Below are 18,854 nucleotides of genomic sequence, written 5' to 3'. Positions count from 1 at the left end.
GATACCGGCTTTTTGTGGCTTGGCATGTTGTGGCCCAGGACTTTTGATCTGAAGGTGGCTGGTTCTAGCTGGTCGGCCGTTGTGGGATGCCGTAGGGGTGCGTTCTGGTCAGTGCGCAACCCAGAGGAACCATCCAGGAATCGCCATAGTGATGGGACTGTGAGGACGGTGCCTCATATTGATGTTGAAGCTGGATCCATTTATCGGACTGGTTGTCCTTCAGATGAGCAAAACGCTGGATCCGATCGGCACTTGCGTTTTTCGTCCAAAGGCCTGCAAGTTCCAAGGCCGCAAGGGGACCGTAAGTCGTTACGGATACTCTCAGAAGACGGTCTGGCAACTGAAGCACTGTCGCAGTGATGGTTGACGGACTCGAGAACGTTGGCCGCGAATTTGCCCCAGTTATCAACGTTAATAGGTGTAGATGTCGGATCTGTCCTGCAAGTACTTTGCCAGCCCTTTGGGTTCGAGCGTGCAGCTCGCTTAATCCAACAAGCGCGGCCCCCGTGATGCCGCCGAGAAGTATCAGTGACCCGTCCGCACGTGTGAATTTGGGTATTACATACACCATCCGTTCCGTGGTCAGAATCAGCTCTGCAGGGTCCGGCGATTGCCACATCGTGTTCCATTGCTCGGCACCGCTCGCGGCCTTCGCGTCCTCAGCCGCGATACTTGCGGCCGCGCCCGACCAAACAATCTGTTCCCCACCGGCAAGTTCAAGATGCCCGTCGATGCCAAAGCGCGGTACGACGTCAGGATCGTTGCTTGATGATCCGAAGAGACACAGGTCAATCATCTGTCTGCGCTCGTTGTCGTCAACCGGATTCCCGCTGATGCTCCGAGCGACTCGGTTTGCCAGGTTCCACAGTTCCCGACCGGCGCTTTTATCGCTCCCCTCCTGAAGCTTCTTCTTCGCGACAAGCTGCATGAACCCGGCGATGACTTTGTCCGTTGCGGTCGGCGCAACAAAGACGGCTTGGTAGGTTACTAGCGTGCGACGCCCGATTGCCTGAAAGGTCATGGTGCCCGAGCAGCCGTTGTCTCCAAGCCAAGCGAGGGACCGGGGTGCGTCCACTGTTGTCCAAGTGCATTTAACCCTGAGGCCTTCATCTTGAAGCCAGAACTCTCCCCCAAGGGCGGGCGGGGCTTGCACGAGGATGGTGTCCCATTCTTGAAGCCACCTGAGTTTGCCAGCTTCCACCCAGACGAGCGTGGGATCCGCCTCGATCTCGCGGGTGGCGTGTGCCGTCATCGAAATCATTCGGTGCTCCCCAAAAGCTCAGGCGGACAACTGCTGCCCCAGACCATACCGAGAGGATGACTGGCCGGCGCGAGTATTGGATACTTGGGTTTTCTGCTGATGGCAGGACGGGATGAAGTAGTTACCGGTGGAAACGTAGTTACCGGCCATTACCCGTGCTGGGATGCATGCGTGTAGACGGCAAGGGCAACGAGCTGACCGCCGCCGAGATGGCAAGCACCGGGGAATACACCGCAAATTATGGGTCCCCCATCTATCTCACAGACAGAGGCCCTATGCCCTCCCTGGACACGAAGGGTGATCTGCCACTGGCCATGGCCGAGACAATGCTTCGAATCCTCGTTGAGGAAGTCGAGGCACGCGGCATCACCGCCTATCTGACCACTCCTCCGCTGGGCTCCGAGTCAACGGAAGGGTGCCCGGAATGGGAGGGCTCTGAGGCGGGACTCGCAAGACTGGCTTTTGAAAGAGCCAATGTTGACCCGGACTGGTCATGAGGCAGATGTGGCGGCTACGTCGTTTTCCGGACTGGATAGCCGAGACGGTCCAGGCACTCCAAGACGCCATACGTGTGTTCGGTATAGAACGTCCACGGCATGTTTCCTTCCGCGAGGATGTTCACGCTCAAAGGGTCTCTGGCTTCACGCGCCGGAAGTTCAGGGTGGTCCGTAGCGTGCCTTGGGTCTGGTCTACGAGTTCCCAGCCGCCCTCTTTCTGGGTCTTGGCAATCGAGCGGTTCTCCATGCCGCGCATGGTCTGGACTGACTTGTACTCGTACTTAATGTCGTCCGACATGCGGCCCCCGACTCTTTATCTGAAGCGCCCTGGGTCTGATGGACATTCGTGTTATCCGTGCCCACCGCCAGTTCGCAGTTGGCTTGACCAGCATAGAACGTGTTCTCGCGCGCTTCGGGCGGGACTCGCCGAGCTGGCCTAGGCGCTGTATAACCGCCAGCAGAGAACCTCAGTCGGTAGCAGCCCCCGTGTATCGGCCCGCTTAAACCTCCAGCCAGCCCCGCCACGATCAGCGCTCGAAACGCGCCGGACAATGCGATCCCGAACTGAGCTTGGCAAAAATAGAAGGTTCAATCCACATGTCCACACCTGACCCGGCGGCTGCCCTGGTACCGGCACCCATCAAGCTTGCGGTCATGAACTCTTTGGCACGTAACCCAAAAACAGCGATGAAAAGGCCTCAAAGACTGGACCTGCGCATACACTTTCCGACATGCCGGTCTTCGATACTTCATTCGACTACAAATCCGACAAGCCTGCGAAGGCCAAACCCGACGCGGACAGGGACAGCCGGAGGCTACGGTCGGACCATGAGCTGCTGTGGACCAAGAAGCTGCGCTCTGGTGTCCTTTTCGCCCCGACCGCGCCGTCGGTTCGTCGGGACGGTTACCTCATCTTTACTGACACTTCTGGGGCAAGGCATTGGTATGGCAGCGACGCCATCACCGGTTCCTACACCATGTGGTTGAGGCCGCAGGCTCTGGTCAACGCTATCGCGGGGCTGAACGAGGACCAGCGGTCCCGCTACCTTGACCCGGCGTACACCATCGGCAGTTCGATGATTTGGCCCGTCAGGTCGAAGGACCGACCGACCATGAACCAAGCGCGAGGCTTCGGTTCCTCCGGTCGGCTGATTGGTGACCGCATGGACCTCACCCTTGAGTGCATCCGGCGTCACTACGCCGGAGAGCCAGAGAGCCCCCTCGCCAGTGTCCTCAACGCCTATGCGGACTTCTTCGCGCTCTTCGACGGGTTCGCAGAGTTCGTGGACTTCTTCCACCTGCAAGACCTCGTGACGCTCGACTATGACGAGGTCCGGTTCTACCTACCGTTCGACAATTTCGAACGTCTGGGGACGCCGGCCACAACCGATGAGTACGTGACGTACCGGGAGGCCACGCTGGAATTCATCGCGGGACGGCAGCACCGGATGGCCAAGTGGGTCATGGAGCACCACCCCGAGATCGAGGTCAGCGAGTAGCGCCATAGAGGTTCCGCCGATAAGCCACGGACGGCGTGCGGGCCGGATGTCCCAGGTGCGGGTGGTCCAGGCCTGGTCGGTGATGGTCGCGTACGCCAAAGCGCCGAACGAGTCAGGGTTCGAGCCTCAGATGAGTGCGTCCAGCTTCTCCCAGAACGCGGTGCGCAAGCCTTTGCGGACCGCTTGCAGGTCGGTCTTGTATTCGCCGATCCGCTGTGCGCAGTCTTTCAGGAGAACCCGGTCGATCTCCACGGGAAGGATGGGCCTGTCGGCGAGCAGTTCGTTCAGTTCGCCTTGGGTGACTGAGCCGTACCAGCTTGCCGCGACGCTCTCGCCGCCTGAATCGGGAACATCCGACACTTCGCAGGTCGTTCGGAAGTCCGAGGGGCGGCTTAGCATCTGAAGTATGCCAAATGCCGCACGCTCGGAATTGCTGTCTGACCGCGACCTCACACTGATGAGGCAGATCGTCGTCGGCATTGCGCCCATGGCGGAGGATTTGACGCACCTGTCAGTCGGGAGGGCTCCCGGGAACGGCTCGGTGGCCGCTCAGTTTTTGGAGGACACGGTGAATCAGCCGACTTCGGGAGGCAGTACGCACGTCCGCCACGCTCACCTCGCGATCGGCCTCTACGCCTTCGCTGCACTCGACCACATGCGGGCGTTCGTGCCGCTGCTCAAGACCAGGCGTCACATCATGCCGCTGGCAACCTTGACCCGAGGCTCGGTGGAGGCATTCGGCAAGGCAAACTACCTCCTTGCTGCCGAATCAGCCGGTGACCTCATTCGCAGGCACGCGGGTATGGCAACCCTCGAACTGGGCAATTCGGTGAAGCACAGCGAGTTCGCCTACTACGACGGAACGAAGGCGGACGGCAAAGATCACCTCCAAAAGGTAAACGACCTGGTGGTTCAACTGGGCCTCGACCAGCCGGACCGGGTAGGCCTGACGGCACTTGCCTCGGATTTGCTCAGCGAAAGTTCTCCCGGGGCGCCCGGCCGAGCATTTTACTCACAGCTCTCCGGGGTAGCACACGGGGAGACTGCCGGGGTCGCGATGTTCATCGAATCCGACCTAAATGAAGGGCTCGAGTTTGTTCACAGGCGAGATGTTCTTCTCCCATACGCGGGGATGCTCTTCTCCACTTGCAGGCTCGTCCTGGACAAGATGATCGACCATTTCGGAGTCGAGAAGGGGCACAGAAATCGCTGGCACGGTGTCACGGAGCGAGCCGAGCCTTGGATCATTGAGCTGCGCGACTCAGACCCAAACTTATAGGCCTCGCCTCCAAGCCGGTAGACCGTGGACCTCGTCACCCCCTAGAGGGCGCCGTCGCAGGCAGCGGAGCGCGAGTAGCTACTGGGGTTGCTAAGCACCTGGTGAAGGATCTCGACGGGCACGGCATATTTGCTGCCGTCGGCCGCGTAGGCGACCCCAACGAGCTGGCCGCTGTCGTTGATGACCGGGCTGCCGGAGCTGCCATGTTCGATCGGGGCGTCGTTGACCAGCATCGGCAAGGCCGACCAACCAACAGGGTCAGGTGCGTAGCCGAGGACTTTTCCGTGAGTGGTTGTCAGCGGCCCGCCGAGCGGAAATCCGACAACGGTGACCTTTGTGCCAGCTCCGGGGTTCGTTGGCGCCAAGGGGATGGTGGCAGGGAGTGCTTCTTTTGTCCAAACCAGTGCCAGGTCGGCGATGACGACCGCTCCGGTGGTGGCGACGTCGATGTCGTGCCCGTCGAAGGTGCTGACCTGCAGAAGGGCCGCGCCGCCGATCACGTGCCGGTTTGTCACGAAGACATGATCCGAGATGGCAAAGCCGGATCCGCTGGACACTCCCCCGCATCCGAGATTGCGCACTCGCAATGCCGCCCGCTCAAAGTCGGTGAACCCTGCCGGCGCAACAGATTCAGTGCTGTGCGTCGGCAGAACGGTGCTCGCGCCGTTTTCCGACTGGCTGCTTGAAGCTGCGCCCGGGCCAGGCGGAGGAGGGGTCAGCCCGCATCCGGCCAATACGAGGCAGGAGAATACCAAGCACCCGAGTATGAGGGCTTTTGGCGGCCGAGCTGGCATCAGCTTGTCAGCTTTCTGGAAAGCGCGTCGCTGTCCGCGCGGGCCTTATTGCAGTCGGTGTCCGCTTGACGGGCCGAGTTCAAGGCCGCAGCGTAGTCACTTGGCCGGTAGTTGGCCAGGTAAGAGCTGAAGATCTGCTGATCTCTGATGCAGGTATCCATCTCCCGGGTAACCTGTTGCGACATCGCGAGGAATGTGGCAAAGAGCGCAGCCTGGTCTCCGGCTTGGGCTTTCTCGTTTGATAAGGACCTTATTCGATCCGAGGCTGTGTTGTATTGGGTGGTCATGTCGCCGAGCTTGGTTTGCAGATCTCCGGCCTGCGTTTTGAGATCGTCGCGCTCCTTCGTCATGGCTGCCAGATCCCGGGCAGACTTGCTGGCGGTAGTCCGCCACTCCTGCGCGGAGTTATTGGAATAAGCGAAACCTACGGCCAGACCTCCGGCGATGAGAACCAGGATGACAGCCAACACAATGAAGGGCCAGATCCGGACGGGCCGGCGGAAGTCCGGTGCCGGGTGAACCGGCCACTCGTGCAGCTCGTCCAATGTTGACCCTCTTCATCCTGATTCGCTCTGGGCACAGGCTACACCGGGCGGAACACTATTTCCGCTGCGATGCACAGCGACATGCGGGGTAGACTCCCGGTTGGGGGCGCGCGGGGACGGCCTCCAGCGAGCGCGAGGGGGACGCCACATGGGCCAAGAAATACAGTCGCAGACCGACGAGTCCGAAGCAGAGCGGCTCGACATGCGGCCATCGCGGACAGCCGACGCGCCCGTCCTCACCCGCCACGGTGCGATGAGATCACGTCATTGGCGCTTCTGGTTGGGGCTCTTCGAGTTGCTCTCGGGATTGCTCACCGGTCAGGTCACCGTCACGAGCGCTGCGACCGGTATCGGACACTTACGGGACATGGCTGCTTCAGGGGTAGAACCCCCGGCAGAATGGATCGCCTACCTCTTCGCCGTTACCTTGGGCTTCGGCGCGGTATCTATCGCGGGCATTGTGATCGGGATCTGGAACCTCGCCGCCCTGAAAAGAACAGCCCGATCGCCACTGATCGCCGCCATCGTGGTCTCCGTGGCGTCAATCGTGCTGACAATGGTCTTCATCGACGGGCCCCTGTTTGATCCGGTGAAAATCGCTTGGTCCACGCTGCACGCAGTAGTCAGCCTCTGGACTGCCGGCATCCTTCGGCTCAAGAAAATACCAGCCCAGTAGAGCCAGGGTCGGCAATGGGACCTGACAAAGTTCGGTTCACGCTCATGGTCTGCCGCATACTTTCTTCAGCTGGCGGGAGTTCGATCGACGGTCGTGGATGCTTCCCCAGTACGATTCATCTATGGTCAACGCATGGACGTCTGTAGTGAGGCTACCCACCGAACTTCCCTTGTTGCCAGCCGCCCTGGGGGCGCAGTTCGAAGGAAGCGTCGACTCGGGGCGTTTCAAACTTCATCTACCCCTATTGAATGCCGAACAACCCCTTCCCGCACAGCCCTTGCTCGATCCCCTGGGAAGCCCGTTTACACAAACGCACGGCGGTCCCCGGGCATGGGGACACGGCGAGAGTTCGATGCCCGCATCAGTCGTTGAACCGGTAATCGGGAGGGTGTCGACAGTAGTCCTTGAAATTAATTCCGAAATTAGCCCGAACGAATTACAGGACTTCGCAGAAACCTTTGGGCAAGAATTCAACCACTGGTACGGCACCGCCATCTCTTGGATTGAGCTTTGGAACGACCTGAACCTAACAAACCTCCAGGAGTCCTATCCCGGCACGGCAGGCACGGTTGGCGCACCGGACGCCAGCGGTATCGCAACCGGATGGTCACCTGTTGAGAGAATGTATGTAACCCGGCTACCCGTGCAATCAGGGAAGAGACCCTAGCCCTCGCATTCGAGAAAGCCACCGCCGATGAACATCCCCCGGCTGAGTGGCTGCTCTACCTTCAGGGGGCCAAGACATTTGACGACAGACTGGCGATCATAGAGGCCGCGACCTCCGCTGAGGTTGCATTAACCGGGGCCATCCACCAGCGGTTGGCTCAACTGACGGCTGAAGCACGCGAACTCATCGTCGAGAACGCAAATGGTCTGTATGGAATGGTCAAGTTGCTGCAAAAGGTGGACGCCAAAAAGGACGGCCCCACGCTCGATAAGGTCGGCAAACAACCAGTAAAGCCGCGCAACAAGGCAGTTCACGCGGGGTGGCAGGATGCGGAGAAGTTTTCCCTGTTCCGTCGCCGGTCTTCATTAATGACAACCGTTGGGTTCAACCCCACAAACCCAGCAAACCCCACCTCCACGGTCGGCGGACTCCCTGCTGGAAGGACGTAGGCTTTGGAGCATGCTGGAGATCGAGCCCGGGGCGAAAGTCGTCGAAAGTACCTGCAACCATTGCGGGCAGCCAATGACCCGCGTGACGGGCTTCGTTTACCGGGACGGCGACGCCCACGCCGTCTTCTACGCCTCCTGCTACCACCACGACGGCGAACACGAAGTCTGGATCGACGCAGTGTTCTCCCCAACCTGGGACGAGGACGCCGACGACCGTTTCACCTTCGGCTGCCGAGTCGGTCCCATCGACGGCCAGGACGAACCGGCCGCCTCGCTCGTTGCCGCCGCCGCCGCTTGGGACGAATCCCCGCCGTTCGGCCACAAACTCTCACGCGACGAGGCACTCGTCCACCCCCGGCTCTGCGAGTTTTGGGAGCTGGTCGACCATCTCCTCATTCACAATGTTGTCGTCTCGACCCACATGTACGGAAGCGGAGCGGGGCTGGACATGATTGGGGACAGGAAGGCGTTGCCGGATGCCTGATTTGCAGACCATGGCCGAAGCTGCCGTCACCGACCTGAGCGAAGCGGTACGGACAGGTCTTGACGAAAACGACGGCGGTTTCGGGTGGTGGTCCGACTACAACATCAAACCGGGGGACAGATTCGACCTCTCGGACTACCTTGTCGGTGTCATCGAGGGCGTCCGCACGCATCTGCGTGTTGCGGACACCTACATGAGCGAACACCGGCATGAGCGAACACCGGCAAGAGCGAGCGAACGACGAGTTCCGGCTCAGGGCCTGGTCCCGAGCGAACCCGCGGGAACCAGTCTGGCGCGGCACGGCTCTGCCTGATACCGAGAGACGCGACGACCTCATGTCCGCTTATGTCTACGGGTTCTTCAACGCCGCCAGTTCCGTTCTGGACACCCTCGCCGGAACAGTGATCGGCGTCGCCGGCCTGAACCTCCCATTGGTCCGCGCAGATCTGTCCATGTTCGTCCCCATCACCTCAGATCCCGGCTACCCGACCGGGAAACGCTTGGTCAAGGCCCTGGCAGAAGACACGGGAGGACGGGAAGCCCAGTTAGTCCTGGTGCGGGCCTTCCGAACCTCGTTGCAGCGGGCAGGCCCGGCTGACTGGCACCGGTGGCTGAACCAGAAGCGCTCAACTCGCCCACCGGGGCGGTCGCCTGAAGATGGTCACCTTTGACCGCGAACCAGGAAGCCTGGACCGGCGCCGGAACATCGTCTTTGAACGCGATCCTGACCTGACCACGACCCAAAGTTTCCGAAGCCCGGACCTAGGCGTCATGTGGCTCCGCGAGGACCAAGAGACCACGATGAACGGCATCCTCGGCTCCCTTCAGGCTTCCGTCATTGGAACCCTCGCCCCGTCCCGGCTTCTATGGGACCGACGCCGAAACAATCCGGATTTGATTGCCCAGCCGGCAACACAATGGTCCGGACCAAGCAAAGCACTCAAGTTTCCCGGATACGACCCCCGCCCTGATCTCTTCAACAAGGTCGCGGCAATGGTAGTGCACCCGACAGTCGGAACCAGACTGTCGGCCTCGCAGGTGCTGCAGAACCCTTAGACAACAAATTCTCCAACTAACCATTCCATGCCGCGCATTCCGGTCGTGGTTCCGGTGAGCGGAGGTCCCTGTAGTCCGCCGAATCCACTGCCTTCCACCAAGAGATATTTTGTTTTCGTCAAGCCGATTCGCTGCATATTGTCATGCATCCAGGAATCCGTCAAAAATCCAGTTTTTCGTAAGTCAATTTGATATTCAGACCGACAGGAGCCTCCCCCGTCCCGCAAAGACGGGTAACGGTCCCTCTTGTCATCAACGATTCAAGGTCCGACTATCACCTTGGACCCAGTGTTGGGCCCGGTCTTTGCTGGGGTACACCGGATGTATGGGGAGTCAGCATGCGTGCTGTTCGGGTGGTTCTGTGCGGTCTTTTGAGCCTGGCCTTGCTGATTGCCGGTTTCACCCCTCCTGCTACGGCCGCCACGACGGCAACGATGAATGCATCAATCGCATTGCCCGCTCAGTCCGCACCGAAGGGTGTGCCAGCTGTCGTCGCGCCGGCCCGCGCTGATGTGAAAGCCACACAGACCGGCGGCAGAGTGGCACTCACCCCCGAACCCCTGTCCGGCAAGACACAAGCCAGTCCTTTGATGGTCCCGGCGTCATTCAGTTCGGGAGGCTGGTCGGTGACCCTTGTCTTTACCACGGGTGCCGATGGCCGCCTGGTAGCCACCTCGAGCAAGGATGTCGGTCCATCTCCCTACTATCTCCGGATCTACGACACGGTCACGGCTGGGGCGGTCGCAACCTGTGGGGGAGGAACAACATGTTCGGCTCCCCCGGGCTCTGGCGCCGGCCATGCCTTCGTCGCGACAATCTCATCGGGCATGGGTTCCTACCCTCCATCGGGGATAGTTGCGTCCTCGGATCCGGTTACCCCACCTCCATGGTCAATCACGCTAACCCAGTCCGAGACAACCCCCGCTGTCACGTTGACAGCGAGCTGGAACTATACGCTGACAAACACGCCTTATTACGTGCGCATCTATGATTCATCAACCGGATCACCTGTAGGCGTATGCGGCACCGGCACGCAGTGCACAGCCACGCCTGTCCCTTCCCCCGGCAGCCACTATGTGGCCTTCGCCGGCGATCCGGGATCCGGGTACCCCCCACCGTCGTACTTTGCAATCTCAAACGTCGTCACCCCGCCGCCATGGACGGTGGCGCTGTCGGTTTCCTCTACTCAGGCCACGGCTGCCGCGAACTATGACGTCGGTCCCACATCAGTTGCCATCCAAATTTATGACATCGACTCCGGATCTCGGGTCGGGGCCTGCTTCGGTGGCGCAATCTGCAACCAAACCATGTCGACTGCCGGGCACCGTTATATCGCGGCCGTCGGAAGCTATAGCTACACTTTTCCCCCGGCAACCGTGTGGGCGGTGTCAACTCAGGTGGGTTCGTCAGGTCCCACCGCACCATACGAAACGGCAGGAGGTTCCAATCCGGCTGAGATCCATTGCCCTCAGTGTGCTGCAGGTGATCCGGTGAACACTTCGAACGGGGAGTTCTTCGAAAACGCGACCGATGTTTCCGTTGCTGGCCGGGGTCCCGGTCTGGCCTTGAGTCGGACGTATTCATCCCAGCGCGCGCCCTTCGACGGCCCCCTGGGCTTCGGGTGGTCATTCGACTACAACATGTCCTTGGTTGTCAATTCCTCGGGGACGGTCGATGTCCATCAGGAGAACGGCTCGATGGTGACCCTCACCCCTGACTCGAACGGAATCTACCACGCGCCGGCACGCGTTGTGGCGTCCTTGGTCCACAATCAGGACGGGACGTGGACTTACACCCGACGCGCTAAGGACATCTTCACCTTCACGTCCGCCGGGCAGCTGAGCTCGCTCAGCGACCTGAACGGCAACACCACGACCTTGGCCCGCAACACGTCCGGGCAACTGACCACGGCCACGGACGGCGCCGGCCGGACCCTTAGTTTCGTCTACAACACCGGGGGCAGGATCGCGACCGTCACCGACCCTTCAGGACGGGTCTTCGCCTACCAGTACGACAGCGCCGGGAGGCTGACCTCCTCCACGGCCCCCGGCGGGGCTGTGACGGCGTACGGCTACGACGCCTCCAATCTCGTCACCTCTGTCACCGACCCCCGCGGCACAGCCACAGTCAACACCTACGACCAAGCGCACCGGGTCACCAAACAAACAACACCGGCAGGAGACCTCCTCCTCTCCTACGGGGTCGACGGCTCCGACGCCCAGACAACCATCACCTCCCCCGGCGGGCGTATCACCAAGGAAACCTACCGCTCCGGGCAGATGATCAAACGAATCAACGGCGCCGGCAGCGCCCAGCAGGCCACCTGGCTTTATGCCTATGACCAGAACACCTTCGGAACAACCAGCGTGACCGACCCGATCGGCCACGTCACCACCGCCACCTACGACGGCTCCGGGAACAGACTCACGACCACGGACCCTGCCAACCACCAGCAGTCCTGGACCTTCAACACGCTGAACCAGGTCACCACCGCAACCGACGCCGCAGGAACCGTCACCACCTACACCTACGACACCGCAGGCAACGCTCTGTCGGCATCCACCCCGCTGACGGGCACCTCCCAAACGGCCACCACCAGTTACGCCCACACCGACAGCACCCACCCCGGCGACGTTACCGCGATCACGGACCCTGCCGGGCACACGACCACCCTCACCCATTCCTCAACCGGTGCCGTGGCATCCAGCACGGACCCGCTGGGGAACACAACCTCGTTCACTTATGACGTTCTCGGTCGGCGCTTGACGGCCGTCAGCCCGCGTGGCAGCACCTCCACGAACAGCTACGACACCTCCGGGCATCTGGCCACAGTCACAGACCCGCTGAACCATACCACCAGCTACAACTACGATGCCGACGGGAACCTGACCGCCGTAACCGACGCCAATGGGCACGCCACCGTCACCGCCTACGACACCCTCAACCGCCCCACCACCGTGACCAACCCCGACAGCAGCGTCGCCACCGCCGCCTACGATGCCGACGGGCACCGAACCAGCCAGACCGACCCGTCAGGCCACGCAAACAGCTACACCTATGACGCACTGAGCCAGTTGACGTCGTCGACCGACCCGCTCAACAGGACCACGAGCTACGCCTACGACGCAGTCGGGCACCCTGTCACCGTGACTGACCCGGCGGGGCGCACCACGACGTACACATATGACTCTGCCGGGAACCGCACCGGGACCAGCTATTCCGGTGGCACCACGTCGAACGCCAGCCGCACGTACAGCGCCACCGGGCAACGAGTCACTATGACGGATGGTTCGGGCACCACGACCAACACCTTTGATTCCCTGAGTAGGCTCACCGCCTCCACCAACGGCGCCGGACAGGCCACCGGGTACACCTACGACCTCGCCGGACACCTCACCGCACTGATCTACCCGAATGGTCAAACCGTGACCCGAACATACGACGCCTCCGGGCGCCTCACCGGGCTGACGGACTGGCTCGGCCATACCACCACGTTCACGCCGGACGCGGACGGCAATATCACCTCTACTGTCTACGGAAACGGCATCACCGCGGCCTCAACTATCGACGCAGCCGGCCAACTCAGCGCTGTCACCGACACCGCTCCAGGAAACCTATCCCTGGCGTCGTTCAACTACACCCGCAACAACGATGGCAGTCTCGCAACAACAGCAACCACTGGAATCACCCAGTCAGCGGAAAGCTACAGTTACACCAGCCGCGAGCAGTTGGCCACAATCAATTCCAGCCCGTATACGTATGATGCCGCCGGAAACCCCACAGCCTTCGCTAACGGGGCAACCCTGACTTACAACGCCGCCAGTCAAGCCACTATCTACACACTGTCCGGAACCACTACCGCAATCACCTACGACACCCAGGGCAACCGGCTCACAGGCCCTGCCCCCGGTGGCGCTGGTGCCTCTTACACCTGGGACCAAGCCAATAGACTCACCGCCGCCAACGGAACCAACTACGCCTACAACGCCGACGGCCTCCGTACCGCCCGGACCCCCGCAACAGGCCCGGCACAGCATTACGCTTGGGACACCAGGGCCAGGGTTCCGTTGATGCTCACCGACGGAACCACCAGCTACCTCTACGACGACGCCGGCAACCCCGTCGAACACATCGACGTCACCGGATCCACCCTCTACTATCAGCACGACCAATACGGATCCACCAGACTCCTCACCGACGGAACAGGCACCGCAGCTGCGACCTACACTTACGACCCATACGGCAACCTCACCACCAAAACCGGAACGGCCGACACGCCCCTGCGCTGGAACGGTCAAGCCCAGGACACCGACACCGGCCTCTACTACCTCCGCGCCCGCTACTACGACCCGGTGACGGCGCAATTCCTTTGCGTTGATCCGATCCTGCGCGAAACCCAGACCCCATATTCATTCGGCGGAGGAAACCCACTAGTTCACGGTGATCCACTTGGCTTGGACTGGCAAAATGACACCGCGAACGTCCTTGACGGTGTTGCATTTGGTGCAACTCTTGTCGGCGGCGCCGCGAATCTCGCAACGTTTGGCTGCATACTCGCTGCAGACGCCTATTGCGCCAGCGTTGCGGCCGCCGTCGGCGACTTGACCTCCTACGTATCACTGGGAGCAGATGTAAGTAGGATGATGCTGAGAGGCAAACCAGAACCAGACATAATAGCCCTCGACGTAGTGTCACTATTCACAATGGGAGGAGGACAGGCGGTCAGCAGCGCCTACAGATTCGCTAAGCTCGACCGGGCCAGCCGTAAAATGCTCACGGCCGGCATCAATTTCTTCGGCGGAGTTGCCGGTATTGGAGGCGTGGCGCAAACCTATACGCAATGGCTCTCGGGTGAGCGGGAAAAACAGCCCGGTGAATGGGTGTATTGTCCGCTTCGCGATGGACCGGCAGGATCAGGAGGACCGCTGGCATGACCACCAGACGAGCACCCAAGCCAACGACCAGCAGGAACACGTGGCAAGCCATGTACTCGATGTTCGGGCCGTTTGCGGTCGCCAACTTCATATTGTTCCTCGTCCTAATTCTGTACGTCGTATTCCAACCCAAAGCCAGCGATCCGAGCACGTATTGGGCTATCGCATTAATGGCGGTCTTGATGCTAGTGGCTGGGGGCCTGATGGTGAATGGAATGCTTCGACTGAAGCTGGTCCGCAAATCGCACAAAGAGGACCGGCAACGCATCGCCGCTGGGCTTCCGTTGGAACCCGAACGCGACGATGACTGAAAACCCAGGTGATCCATACGTCTTTAGAGGTGGCTTGTCGATCCCCGGTCGGTTCAGGATCCGAGGACCGTACGTCATACTCACCATGAGTGCCTCGCAGCTTGAGTTTCGACCCAGATCCCGTTGGTGGGCGCACCGCTTCGGCCCTTGCGGCTCGAGCGTTCCGCCGTCCGCGAGATCTATCCGGGGCGTCCTCATTTCATCTTTTCCTGGACGCCCGTGAACTTCCTCGCCAAGGAGAACATACCGTGGACATTTCTGGCCGAATGGCCGGAGGGCGTCCTTGGAGCCGCGGAAGAGCTCGGCTACCCGGTCCGATATAAGGACCAGATCCGGTGACGGCGCCTTCACCGACGAATAGCCTCCGCCACGACGGCTAAGTGCAGGACATTCGCGGCCTGGGCCGCTATTGCCTCGCTCAAGAGGTACCCATTCACCGAACCGTGAGAACACGAAACTCACATCCTCCGGCGCTGCAGCCAGCACGGTCTGCCGCCGGGTAGGGTTGCTTTTCGGTACTCCGCTCCAAGGGCCGGGCAGCACTCGTGTCTAGGAATTCGCGCCTTCAGGTGGGACGGGAGCGAGTTCGGCAATCGTGGAAAGAGATATACCGTGAATGAAGTCCAAGCAGTAGCACACCGGATGCTGATCGCCGGACACAGGTCGCGTATTCGCTGCATTGTGGGCCTGGGCATCGGTCTTCTCATCGCGGTGTTGGGGGGCATCGCGACCTCGCCCTTCGTGTTCTGGTTCGGCGGGATCTTCGCGGTGATTTCCGGAATCATGTTTGGGCGAGCGAACGGCCGCATCCGACAGGCCGAGCTTGAGGTCGCCAAAGCAAAGCAAGACAGCCTCAGCTGACTCTCAGGGCGAACACCTAAGGAAACCGCCAGATTTGGGTCTCTAATCGAGGTGTCTGCTGGCTTGAGTAAACGAAGATCCTTAACCGACCTTCTGACCATCCCTGAGCATTTCACTTTTGCCGACGTGCCGACACTCAACGGCATGGGATTCATCTACATGGTCATGGCCGTGCTTTGGCTTTGCATGGCGGTCTTTGCAATGTAGACGTCGATGGCCGGACCCGTGCGGAACGTCATTCGTCATGCCTGCGCGCCACCCCAGCCCAGACACCTACTTCTATGTCAGGCTGTCGTCGTCCGGCTCCACCTCGAGGGCGATCGACTGGTCATGGCCGAGGTTGTTCAGAATCGTCAAGATGATTGCGGCGAGCAGAAGGACCGGTGGCCATTAACCGAGCGGGCTACCTGTGAACGAAATGAATGACGTGACGTCCGTCCGGCATCAGAGTAGGTAGTTCGCTTTCAAGGCTCCGACACACCCGTGGATTCCCGGCCTGCAGGCATGCTTCCACGCCATATCGTAGGCTCGCCTGACATCATTCCAGGAGAAAGAACAGACCTCATGAGCAGTGTTCCTCCACCTCCCGAAAAGCGCTGGCCGTCCGACGCTCCGCAGATACCTAATCCATACGCGCCAGTCCAGCCACGCGCTCCGTTCAGCAAGGCGGCAATAGCGGGTTTCATCATCAGCTGCGTCGGGCTTTTCGTCTTTGCCATGGTGGGCCCGCTCGGGACCGCCATCTCAGGCCTTGGCTTCCGGCGGGCCAGAGAGCGCGGGTTGCGTGGTCGCGGGCTCGCCATCGCGGGCATGATCATCGGTGTCGCCGATTTTGCGTTCTATCTCATCGCCCGGGACCTCCTTCATCCGTGATGCACAGCTGGCCAGGTGGCCCTATTTGCCCGCACCCTGCCCGCAGGGTTTGTGTACCCGTGGCCAGTCCTTCGGCTGCATGAAGTCCACGAAGCTCTGTGAGGTCGCCGAAGGCGTTGAGACCCGGGGCGAGTAGGCTGCCCGGCGCGCCGGGCGCTGCGAAGTTCAGGCAACAGGATAGAAAAGATGGGCGGGAGTTACCGGCTTCCGCCCGTCGTCCCCTTTCCGGAGGACGGACTTCCGAGCCGCTGAACACTTGAGGGTCATGAACTTCCGCAATCGCCTCGCCCTGCCCGCCGCGTTCCTCTTTGCTGCATTGGTCCTCGCCGGATGTCAGCAGGGAACCCACCCCGCCGATGCGATGACCAAGGCCGCGTCGCCGGCCGTTCCCCAGGCAGTGGCGCCCGTTCCCGGGGGCGCCCCCTCGGGTGCAGCGGCTGCAGCCGTGAGGTCCATCCACTCCCCCGGCATGGTCGCTACCGACGAGCAGCTTGCTGCCGGACAGTGTTCCGCCAAAGTGGTCGACGCCGCCACGGGCGAGTACCTGCCGGACCCGGCCTGCACTCCCGGGGCAACAGATCCCGCGGTTACCCAAGAGAACCTCGATTCGACGATCTGCATGAGCGGCTATACGGCCACGGTGCGCCCGCCCGCTTCGAATACGGACAAGGTGAAGGCCGAGAGCCTGCGCGAATACGGCCAGACTGCCGCGAAGACCACGGAATACGACCATCTCATCAGCCTTGAGCTCGGCGGCACCAACTCCGTGTCGAATCTGTGGCCTGAGAACCATCGGGAATTCTTCAAAGGTGTTCCGTCAAGGACAGATTGGAAATTGGCTGTGAGATGCCATTCGCACGGTGAAGACGTCGTTTGACTGGACTCAAGCCATGGCTCCAGTGGATTGCACCCAAGGCTTATTGAGAGGAAAAGCTGGGTGAATGCCCATATGGCTTGCATCAGATGCAATAACTGAATCAGCCTTAGCCCTTGGCATGGACTTGACTTCTTGCGTTTAATGCACGATCGTGCATCGTATGCAAGATGTTTTGAGGTTGGATGCGCTCGATAGTGCATTGCTTGCCGCGACGGCCCGAGAGACCCGTAAGCTACTGTCGGCCGGGGCCCTGCTGCTGCGGCCGGAGGAGACTGTCCTTGAATCGTGTCTGGGTGGTTGGATCATGCAAATGGAGTCGCGGAATCTGACGCAGAAATGGATCGATCACTCCTATAGGACAGTTGTGCGGTTCTCGCGGTACACCAACGATTACCCCTGGAACTGGGGGCCAGGAGATCTGGAGAGTTGGTCATCGGAATTGTTGGGACGTCTGAGGCCCAAAACAGTACGCGGGATGCAGAACCATGTCGGCCGCTTCCTTGACTACATGACCGATCCCGCCTACGGATGGGCTGCCGTCTGCGAGCACTATTTTGGCACGCACCCGGTGCAGATCTGTTCGGACTGGAACACGGTGGGCCAGCACGCGTTCGGCGATGACCCCCGGCCGCGGCCATTTACCAGGGACGAGCTAAGCCGCTTCTTTGACTTCTGCGACTCCCGCGTTGAGAAAGCACGGAAGGAAGGAACAAAGGGGGCGCTGGCAGCTGCCAGAGACTCGGCGATGTTCAAGGTCCAGTACGCATGGGGACTGCGCCGCCGGGAAGTGTGCCGGCTTGAGGTGGCCAGCGTCTCGGAGAACCCGAGACAACCGCAGTTCGGCAGCATCGGGATACTGGACGTGCGCTGGGGCAAAGGCAGCAAAGGGCGTGGTCCCAAGCAACGGACGGTCCTCACAGTCATGCCTTGGTCCGCGAGGGTACTCGCCCAATACATCGAGCTCGTTCGGCCCTGTTACCGCCCGGGACCTGAACTATGGGTCTCCGAACGCGGGCGGCGTATATCGGAGACCTCATATAACGACAGATTCGCGGAGTACCGCGACGAGCTCGGCCTTGATCCCGAGCTGGTCCCGCACGGTCTCCGCCGGGCTTACGTCACGCACCTACTCGAAGACGGTTGGGATCTGCGGTTCGTCCAGACACAGGTCGGTCACGCCCACGCCAGCACCACGACTGCGTACTCCCACGTCAGCAACGACTTCATGGCCAGTACTCTGAATAGCGCACTCATGGACGGTGCACCTGAGGGCCTGTGGAAGACCGGAGGAACGCTATGACACTCGAACGACGACCGACCGCCAAAGGCCGCCCGCCTGCCACGCGCCCGGCCGGATTTCACTGGAAACTGGCGCAGCTGGTAGAGGACCGAGGCATTAAAGCAAGCGTCGAACTTGGCCCTCTGTTGGCGCAACGAGGCATCGTGCTCTCCGACGCGCAGGTCTATCGGCTCATCCATCACACCCCGGAGCGACTAAGCCTGAAGGCCCTCTCCGCATTGTGCGACATCTTCGGATGCACCCCGAATGACCTCATTGTGCCGTTTGTTGAGGGCATCAGTCAGCTTCGCCCCGCCGCCGGAGACCCCGCCCGGAGAAAGAAAGTTGTCCCGGCCGCAGGACGACAATCGGACTTGCCGGATTCATTCGCGCCCGAAAAGGCCGACCTCAGCCACACCAGGAAACCGCGGTGACCACGAAATACACCCCGCCTGAACACCCCTGCGGGCATTGCGGCCGAATCGGTTTGATCAGTCGCCATGACACCGCGC

22 protein-coding genes are annotated in these 18,854 nt (G+C 60.9%); 17 read left to right on the top strand and 5 right to left on the bottom strand.

The window, feature by feature from the left end; genetic code table 11:
* Positions 1-64: 64 nt before the first annotated feature.
* Positions 65-1,261, bottom strand: coding sequence for an SRPBCC family protein (locus AC3WJU_RS06035; protein WP_492259418.1), 1,197 nt, complete (start codon positions 1,259-1,261; stop codon positions 65-67).
* A gap of 167 nt (positions 1,262-1,428) precedes the next feature.
* Between AC3WJU_RS06035 and AC3WJU_RS06030 the strand changes: the two genes are divergently transcribed.
* Entirely contained in the window at positions 1,429-1,758 is a 330-nt protein-coding gene (locus tag AC3WJU_RS06030) for a hypothetical protein (RefSeq protein ID WP_492259417.1), read from the top strand.
* A 127-nt stretch (positions 1,759-1,885) separates the two neighbouring features.
* On the opposite strand, the gene AC3WJU_RS06025 is transcribed toward AC3WJU_RS06030, so the two are convergent.
* A complete protein-coding gene (locus AC3WJU_RS06025) occupies positions 1,886-2,056 on the bottom strand; it encodes a hypothetical protein (protein WP_492259416.1) in 171 nt (56 codons plus the stop codon).
* A gap of 433 nt (positions 2,057-2,489) precedes the next feature.
* On the opposite strand from AC3WJU_RS06025, the gene AC3WJU_RS06020 reads away from it, so the two are divergent.
* On the top strand, positions 2,490-3,257 hold the full coding sequence (locus AC3WJU_RS06020; RefSeq protein ID WP_492259415.1) for a DUF6994 family protein: 768 nt from the start codon (positions 2,490-2,492) through the stop codon (positions 3,255-3,257).
* 126 nt (positions 3,258-3,383) lie between these two features.
* Here AC3WJU_RS06020 and AC3WJU_RS06015 read toward each other — a convergent pair whose 3' ends face one another.
* Complete coding sequence (locus AC3WJU_RS06015; protein ID WP_492259414.1) at positions 3,384-3,617, bottom strand: hypothetical protein; 234 nt, start codon at positions 3,615-3,617, stop codon at positions 3,384-3,386.
* Positions 3,618-3,663: 46 nt separating this feature from the next.
* Here AC3WJU_RS06015 and AC3WJU_RS06010 point away from each other — a divergent pair, with 46 nt between their 5' ends.
* Positions 3,664-4,536 carry a hypothetical protein gene (locus tag AC3WJU_RS06010; protein WP_492259413.1) on the top strand — a complete coding sequence of 291 codons (873 nt, stop codon included), beginning with the start codon at positions 3,664-3,666 and terminating at the stop codon, positions 4,534-4,536.
* Positions 4,537-4,577: 41 nt separating this feature from the next.
* On the opposite strand, the gene AC3WJU_RS06005 is transcribed toward AC3WJU_RS06010, so the two are convergent.
* The gene (locus AC3WJU_RS06005; RefSeq protein WP_492259412.1) at positions 4,578-5,330 is read right to left on the bottom strand and encodes a S1 family peptidase; all 753 of its coding nucleotides are present in this window, start codon (positions 5,328-5,330) and stop codon (positions 4,578-4,580) included.
* A complete protein-coding gene (locus AC3WJU_RS06000; RefSeq protein ID WP_492259411.1) occupies positions 5,330-5,875 on the bottom strand; it encodes a hypothetical protein in 546 nt (181 codons plus the stop codon). Before AC3WJU_RS06000 ends, AC3WJU_RS06005 begins: the two co-directional genes overlap by 1 nt.
* Before the next feature lie 148 nt (positions 5,876-6,023).
* On the opposite strand from AC3WJU_RS06000, the gene AC3WJU_RS05995 reads away from it, so the two are divergent.
* The 14 genes from AC3WJU_RS05995 to AC3WJU_RS05930 all read left to right on the top strand — a co-directional run bounded on the left by AC3WJU_RS05995 (position 6,024) and on the right by AC3WJU_RS05930 (position 18,776).
* On the top strand, positions 6,024-6,551 hold the full coding sequence (locus AC3WJU_RS05995; protein ID WP_492259410.1) for a hypothetical protein: 528 nt from the start codon (positions 6,024-6,026) through the stop codon (positions 6,549-6,551).
* Positions 6,552-7,370: 819 nt separating this feature from the next.
* Complete coding sequence (locus tag AC3WJU_RS05990) at positions 7,371-7,667, top strand: hypothetical protein (protein ID WP_492259409.1); 297 nt, start codon at positions 7,371-7,373, stop codon at positions 7,665-7,667.
* Positions 7,668-7,677: 10 nt separating this feature from the next.
* Positions 7,678-8,151, top strand: a complete 474-nt coding sequence (locus tag AC3WJU_RS05985; protein WP_492259408.1) for a hypothetical protein — start codon at positions 7,678-7,680, stop codon at positions 8,149-8,151.
* Positions 8,144-8,464, top strand: a complete 321-nt coding sequence (locus AC3WJU_RS05980; protein WP_492259407.1) for a hypothetical protein — start codon at positions 8,144-8,146, stop codon at positions 8,462-8,464. The genes AC3WJU_RS05985 and AC3WJU_RS05980 overlap by 8 nt, the downstream gene beginning before the upstream one ends.
* 22 nt (positions 8,465-8,486) lie before the next feature.
* Entirely contained in the window at positions 8,487-8,822 is a 336-nt protein-coding gene (locus AC3WJU_RS05975) for a hypothetical protein (protein ID WP_492259406.1), read from the top strand.
* The gene (locus AC3WJU_RS05970; protein WP_492259405.1) at positions 8,809-9,207 is read left to right on the top strand and encodes a hypothetical protein; all 399 of its coding nucleotides are present in this window, start codon (positions 8,809-8,811) and stop codon (positions 9,205-9,207) included. The genes AC3WJU_RS05975 and AC3WJU_RS05970 overlap by 14 nt, the downstream gene beginning before the upstream one ends.
* Before the next feature lie 1,490 nt (positions 9,208-10,697).
* The gene (locus AC3WJU_RS05965) at positions 10,698-14,141 is read left to right on the top strand and encodes an RHS repeat-associated core domain-containing protein (protein ID WP_492259404.1); all 3,444 of its coding nucleotides are present in this window, start codon (positions 10,698-10,700) and stop codon (positions 14,139-14,141) included.
* Positions 14,138-14,452, top strand: coding sequence for a hypothetical protein (locus tag AC3WJU_RS05960; protein WP_492259403.1), 315 nt, complete (start codon positions 14,138-14,140; stop codon positions 14,450-14,452). Before AC3WJU_RS05965 ends, AC3WJU_RS05960 begins: the two co-directional genes overlap by 4 nt.
* Positions 14,453-14,578: 126 nt before the next feature.
* Entirely contained in the window at positions 14,579-14,791 is a 213-nt protein-coding gene (locus AC3WJU_RS05955; protein WP_492259402.1) for a hypothetical protein, read from the top strand.
* Positions 14,792-15,064: 273 nt separating this feature from the next.
* Positions 15,065-15,313: a hypothetical protein gene (locus AC3WJU_RS05950; RefSeq protein WP_492259401.1), complete on the top strand. Its 249-nt coding sequence runs from the start codon at positions 15,065-15,067 to the stop codon at positions 15,311-15,313.
* Positions 15,314-15,877: 564 nt separating this feature from the next.
* Positions 15,878-16,186, top strand: coding sequence for a DUF4190 domain-containing protein (locus tag AC3WJU_RS05945; RefSeq protein ID WP_492259400.1), 309 nt, complete (start codon positions 15,878-15,880; stop codon positions 16,184-16,186).
* 265 nt (positions 16,187-16,451) lie between these two features.
* Positions 16,452-17,063 carry a hypothetical protein gene (locus tag AC3WJU_RS05940; protein WP_492259399.1) on the top strand — a complete coding sequence of 204 codons (612 nt, stop codon included), beginning with the start codon at positions 16,452-16,454 and terminating at the stop codon, positions 17,061-17,063.
* Positions 17,064-17,538: 475 nt separating this feature from the next.
* Positions 17,539-18,363, top strand: coding sequence for a tyrosine-type recombinase/integrase (locus AC3WJU_RS05935; protein WP_492259398.1), 825 nt, complete (start codon positions 17,539-17,541; stop codon positions 18,361-18,363).
* Positions 18,360-18,776: a helix-turn-helix domain-containing protein gene (locus AC3WJU_RS05930; protein WP_492259397.1), complete on the top strand. Its 417-nt coding sequence runs from the start codon at positions 18,360-18,362 to the stop codon at positions 18,774-18,776. The genes AC3WJU_RS05935 and AC3WJU_RS05930 overlap by 4 nt, the downstream gene beginning before the upstream one ends.
* The last annotated feature ends 78 nt before the right edge of the window (positions 18,777-18,854 follow it).

The organism is Arthrobacter sp. FW306-1B-F12A (assembly GCF_058781865.1).
This window is presented reverse-complemented; position numbering and strand designations above follow the sequence as displayed.

Bases quoted from the DNA above. Each gene is read 5' to 3' on its own strand.
- AC3WJU_RS06035 (WP_492259418.1), bottom strand. From the start codon at position 1,261: ATGATTTCGATGACGGCACACGCCACCCGCGAGATCGAGGCGGATCCC.
- AC3WJU_RS06030 (WP_492259417.1), top strand. From the start codon at position 1,429: ATGCGTGTAGACGGCAAGGGCAACGAGCTGACCGCCGCCGAGATGGCA.
- AC3WJU_RS06025 (WP_492259416.1), bottom strand. From the start codon at position 2,056: ATGTCGGACGACATTAAGTACGAGTACAAGTCAGTCCAGACCATGCGC.
- AC3WJU_RS06020 (WP_492259415.1), top strand. From the start codon at position 2,490: ATGCCGGTCTTCGATACTTCATTCGACTACAAATCCGACAAGCCTGCG.
- AC3WJU_RS06010 (WP_492259413.1), top strand. From the start codon at position 3,664: ATGCCAAATGCCGCACGCTCGGAATTGCTGTCTGACCGCGACCTCACA.
- AC3WJU_RS06005 (WP_492259412.1), bottom strand. From the start codon at position 5,330: ATGCCAGCTCGGCCGCCAAAAGCCCTCATACTCGGGTGCTTGGTATTC.
- AC3WJU_RS05995 (WP_492259410.1), top strand. From the start codon at position 6,024: ATGGGCCAAGAAATACAGTCGCAGACCGACGAGTCCGAAGCAGAGCGG.
- AC3WJU_RS05985 (WP_492259408.1), top strand. From the start codon at position 7,678: ATGCTGGAGATCGAGCCCGGGGCGAAAGTCGTCGAAAGTACCTGCAAC.
- AC3WJU_RS05980 (WP_492259407.1), top strand. From the start codon at position 8,144: ATGCCTGATTTGCAGACCATGGCCGAAGCTGCCGTCACCGACCTGAGC.
- AC3WJU_RS05975 (WP_492259406.1), top strand. From the start codon at position 8,487: ATGTCCGCTTATGTCTACGGGTTCTTCAACGCCGCCAGTTCCGTTCTG.
- AC3WJU_RS05970 (WP_492259405.1), top strand. From the start codon at position 8,809: ATGGTCACCTTTGACCGCGAACCAGGAAGCCTGGACCGGCGCCGGAAC.
- AC3WJU_RS05960 (WP_492259403.1), top strand. From the start codon at position 14,138: ATGACCACCAGACGAGCACCCAAGCCAACGACCAGCAGGAACACGTGG.
- AC3WJU_RS05945 (WP_492259400.1), top strand. From the start codon at position 15,878: ATGAGCAGTGTTCCTCCACCTCCCGAAAAGCGCTGGCCGTCCGACGCT.
- AC3WJU_RS05940 (WP_492259399.1), top strand. From the start codon at position 16,452: ATGAACTTCCGCAATCGCCTCGCCCTGCCCGCCGCGTTCCTCTTTGCT.
- AC3WJU_RS05935 (WP_492259398.1), top strand. From the start codon at position 17,539: ATGCAGAACCATGTCGGCCGCTTCCTTGACTACATGACCGATCCCGCC.
- AC3WJU_RS05930 (WP_492259397.1), top strand. From the start codon at position 18,360: ATGACACTCGAACGACGACCGACCGCCAAAGGCCGCCCGCCTGCCACG.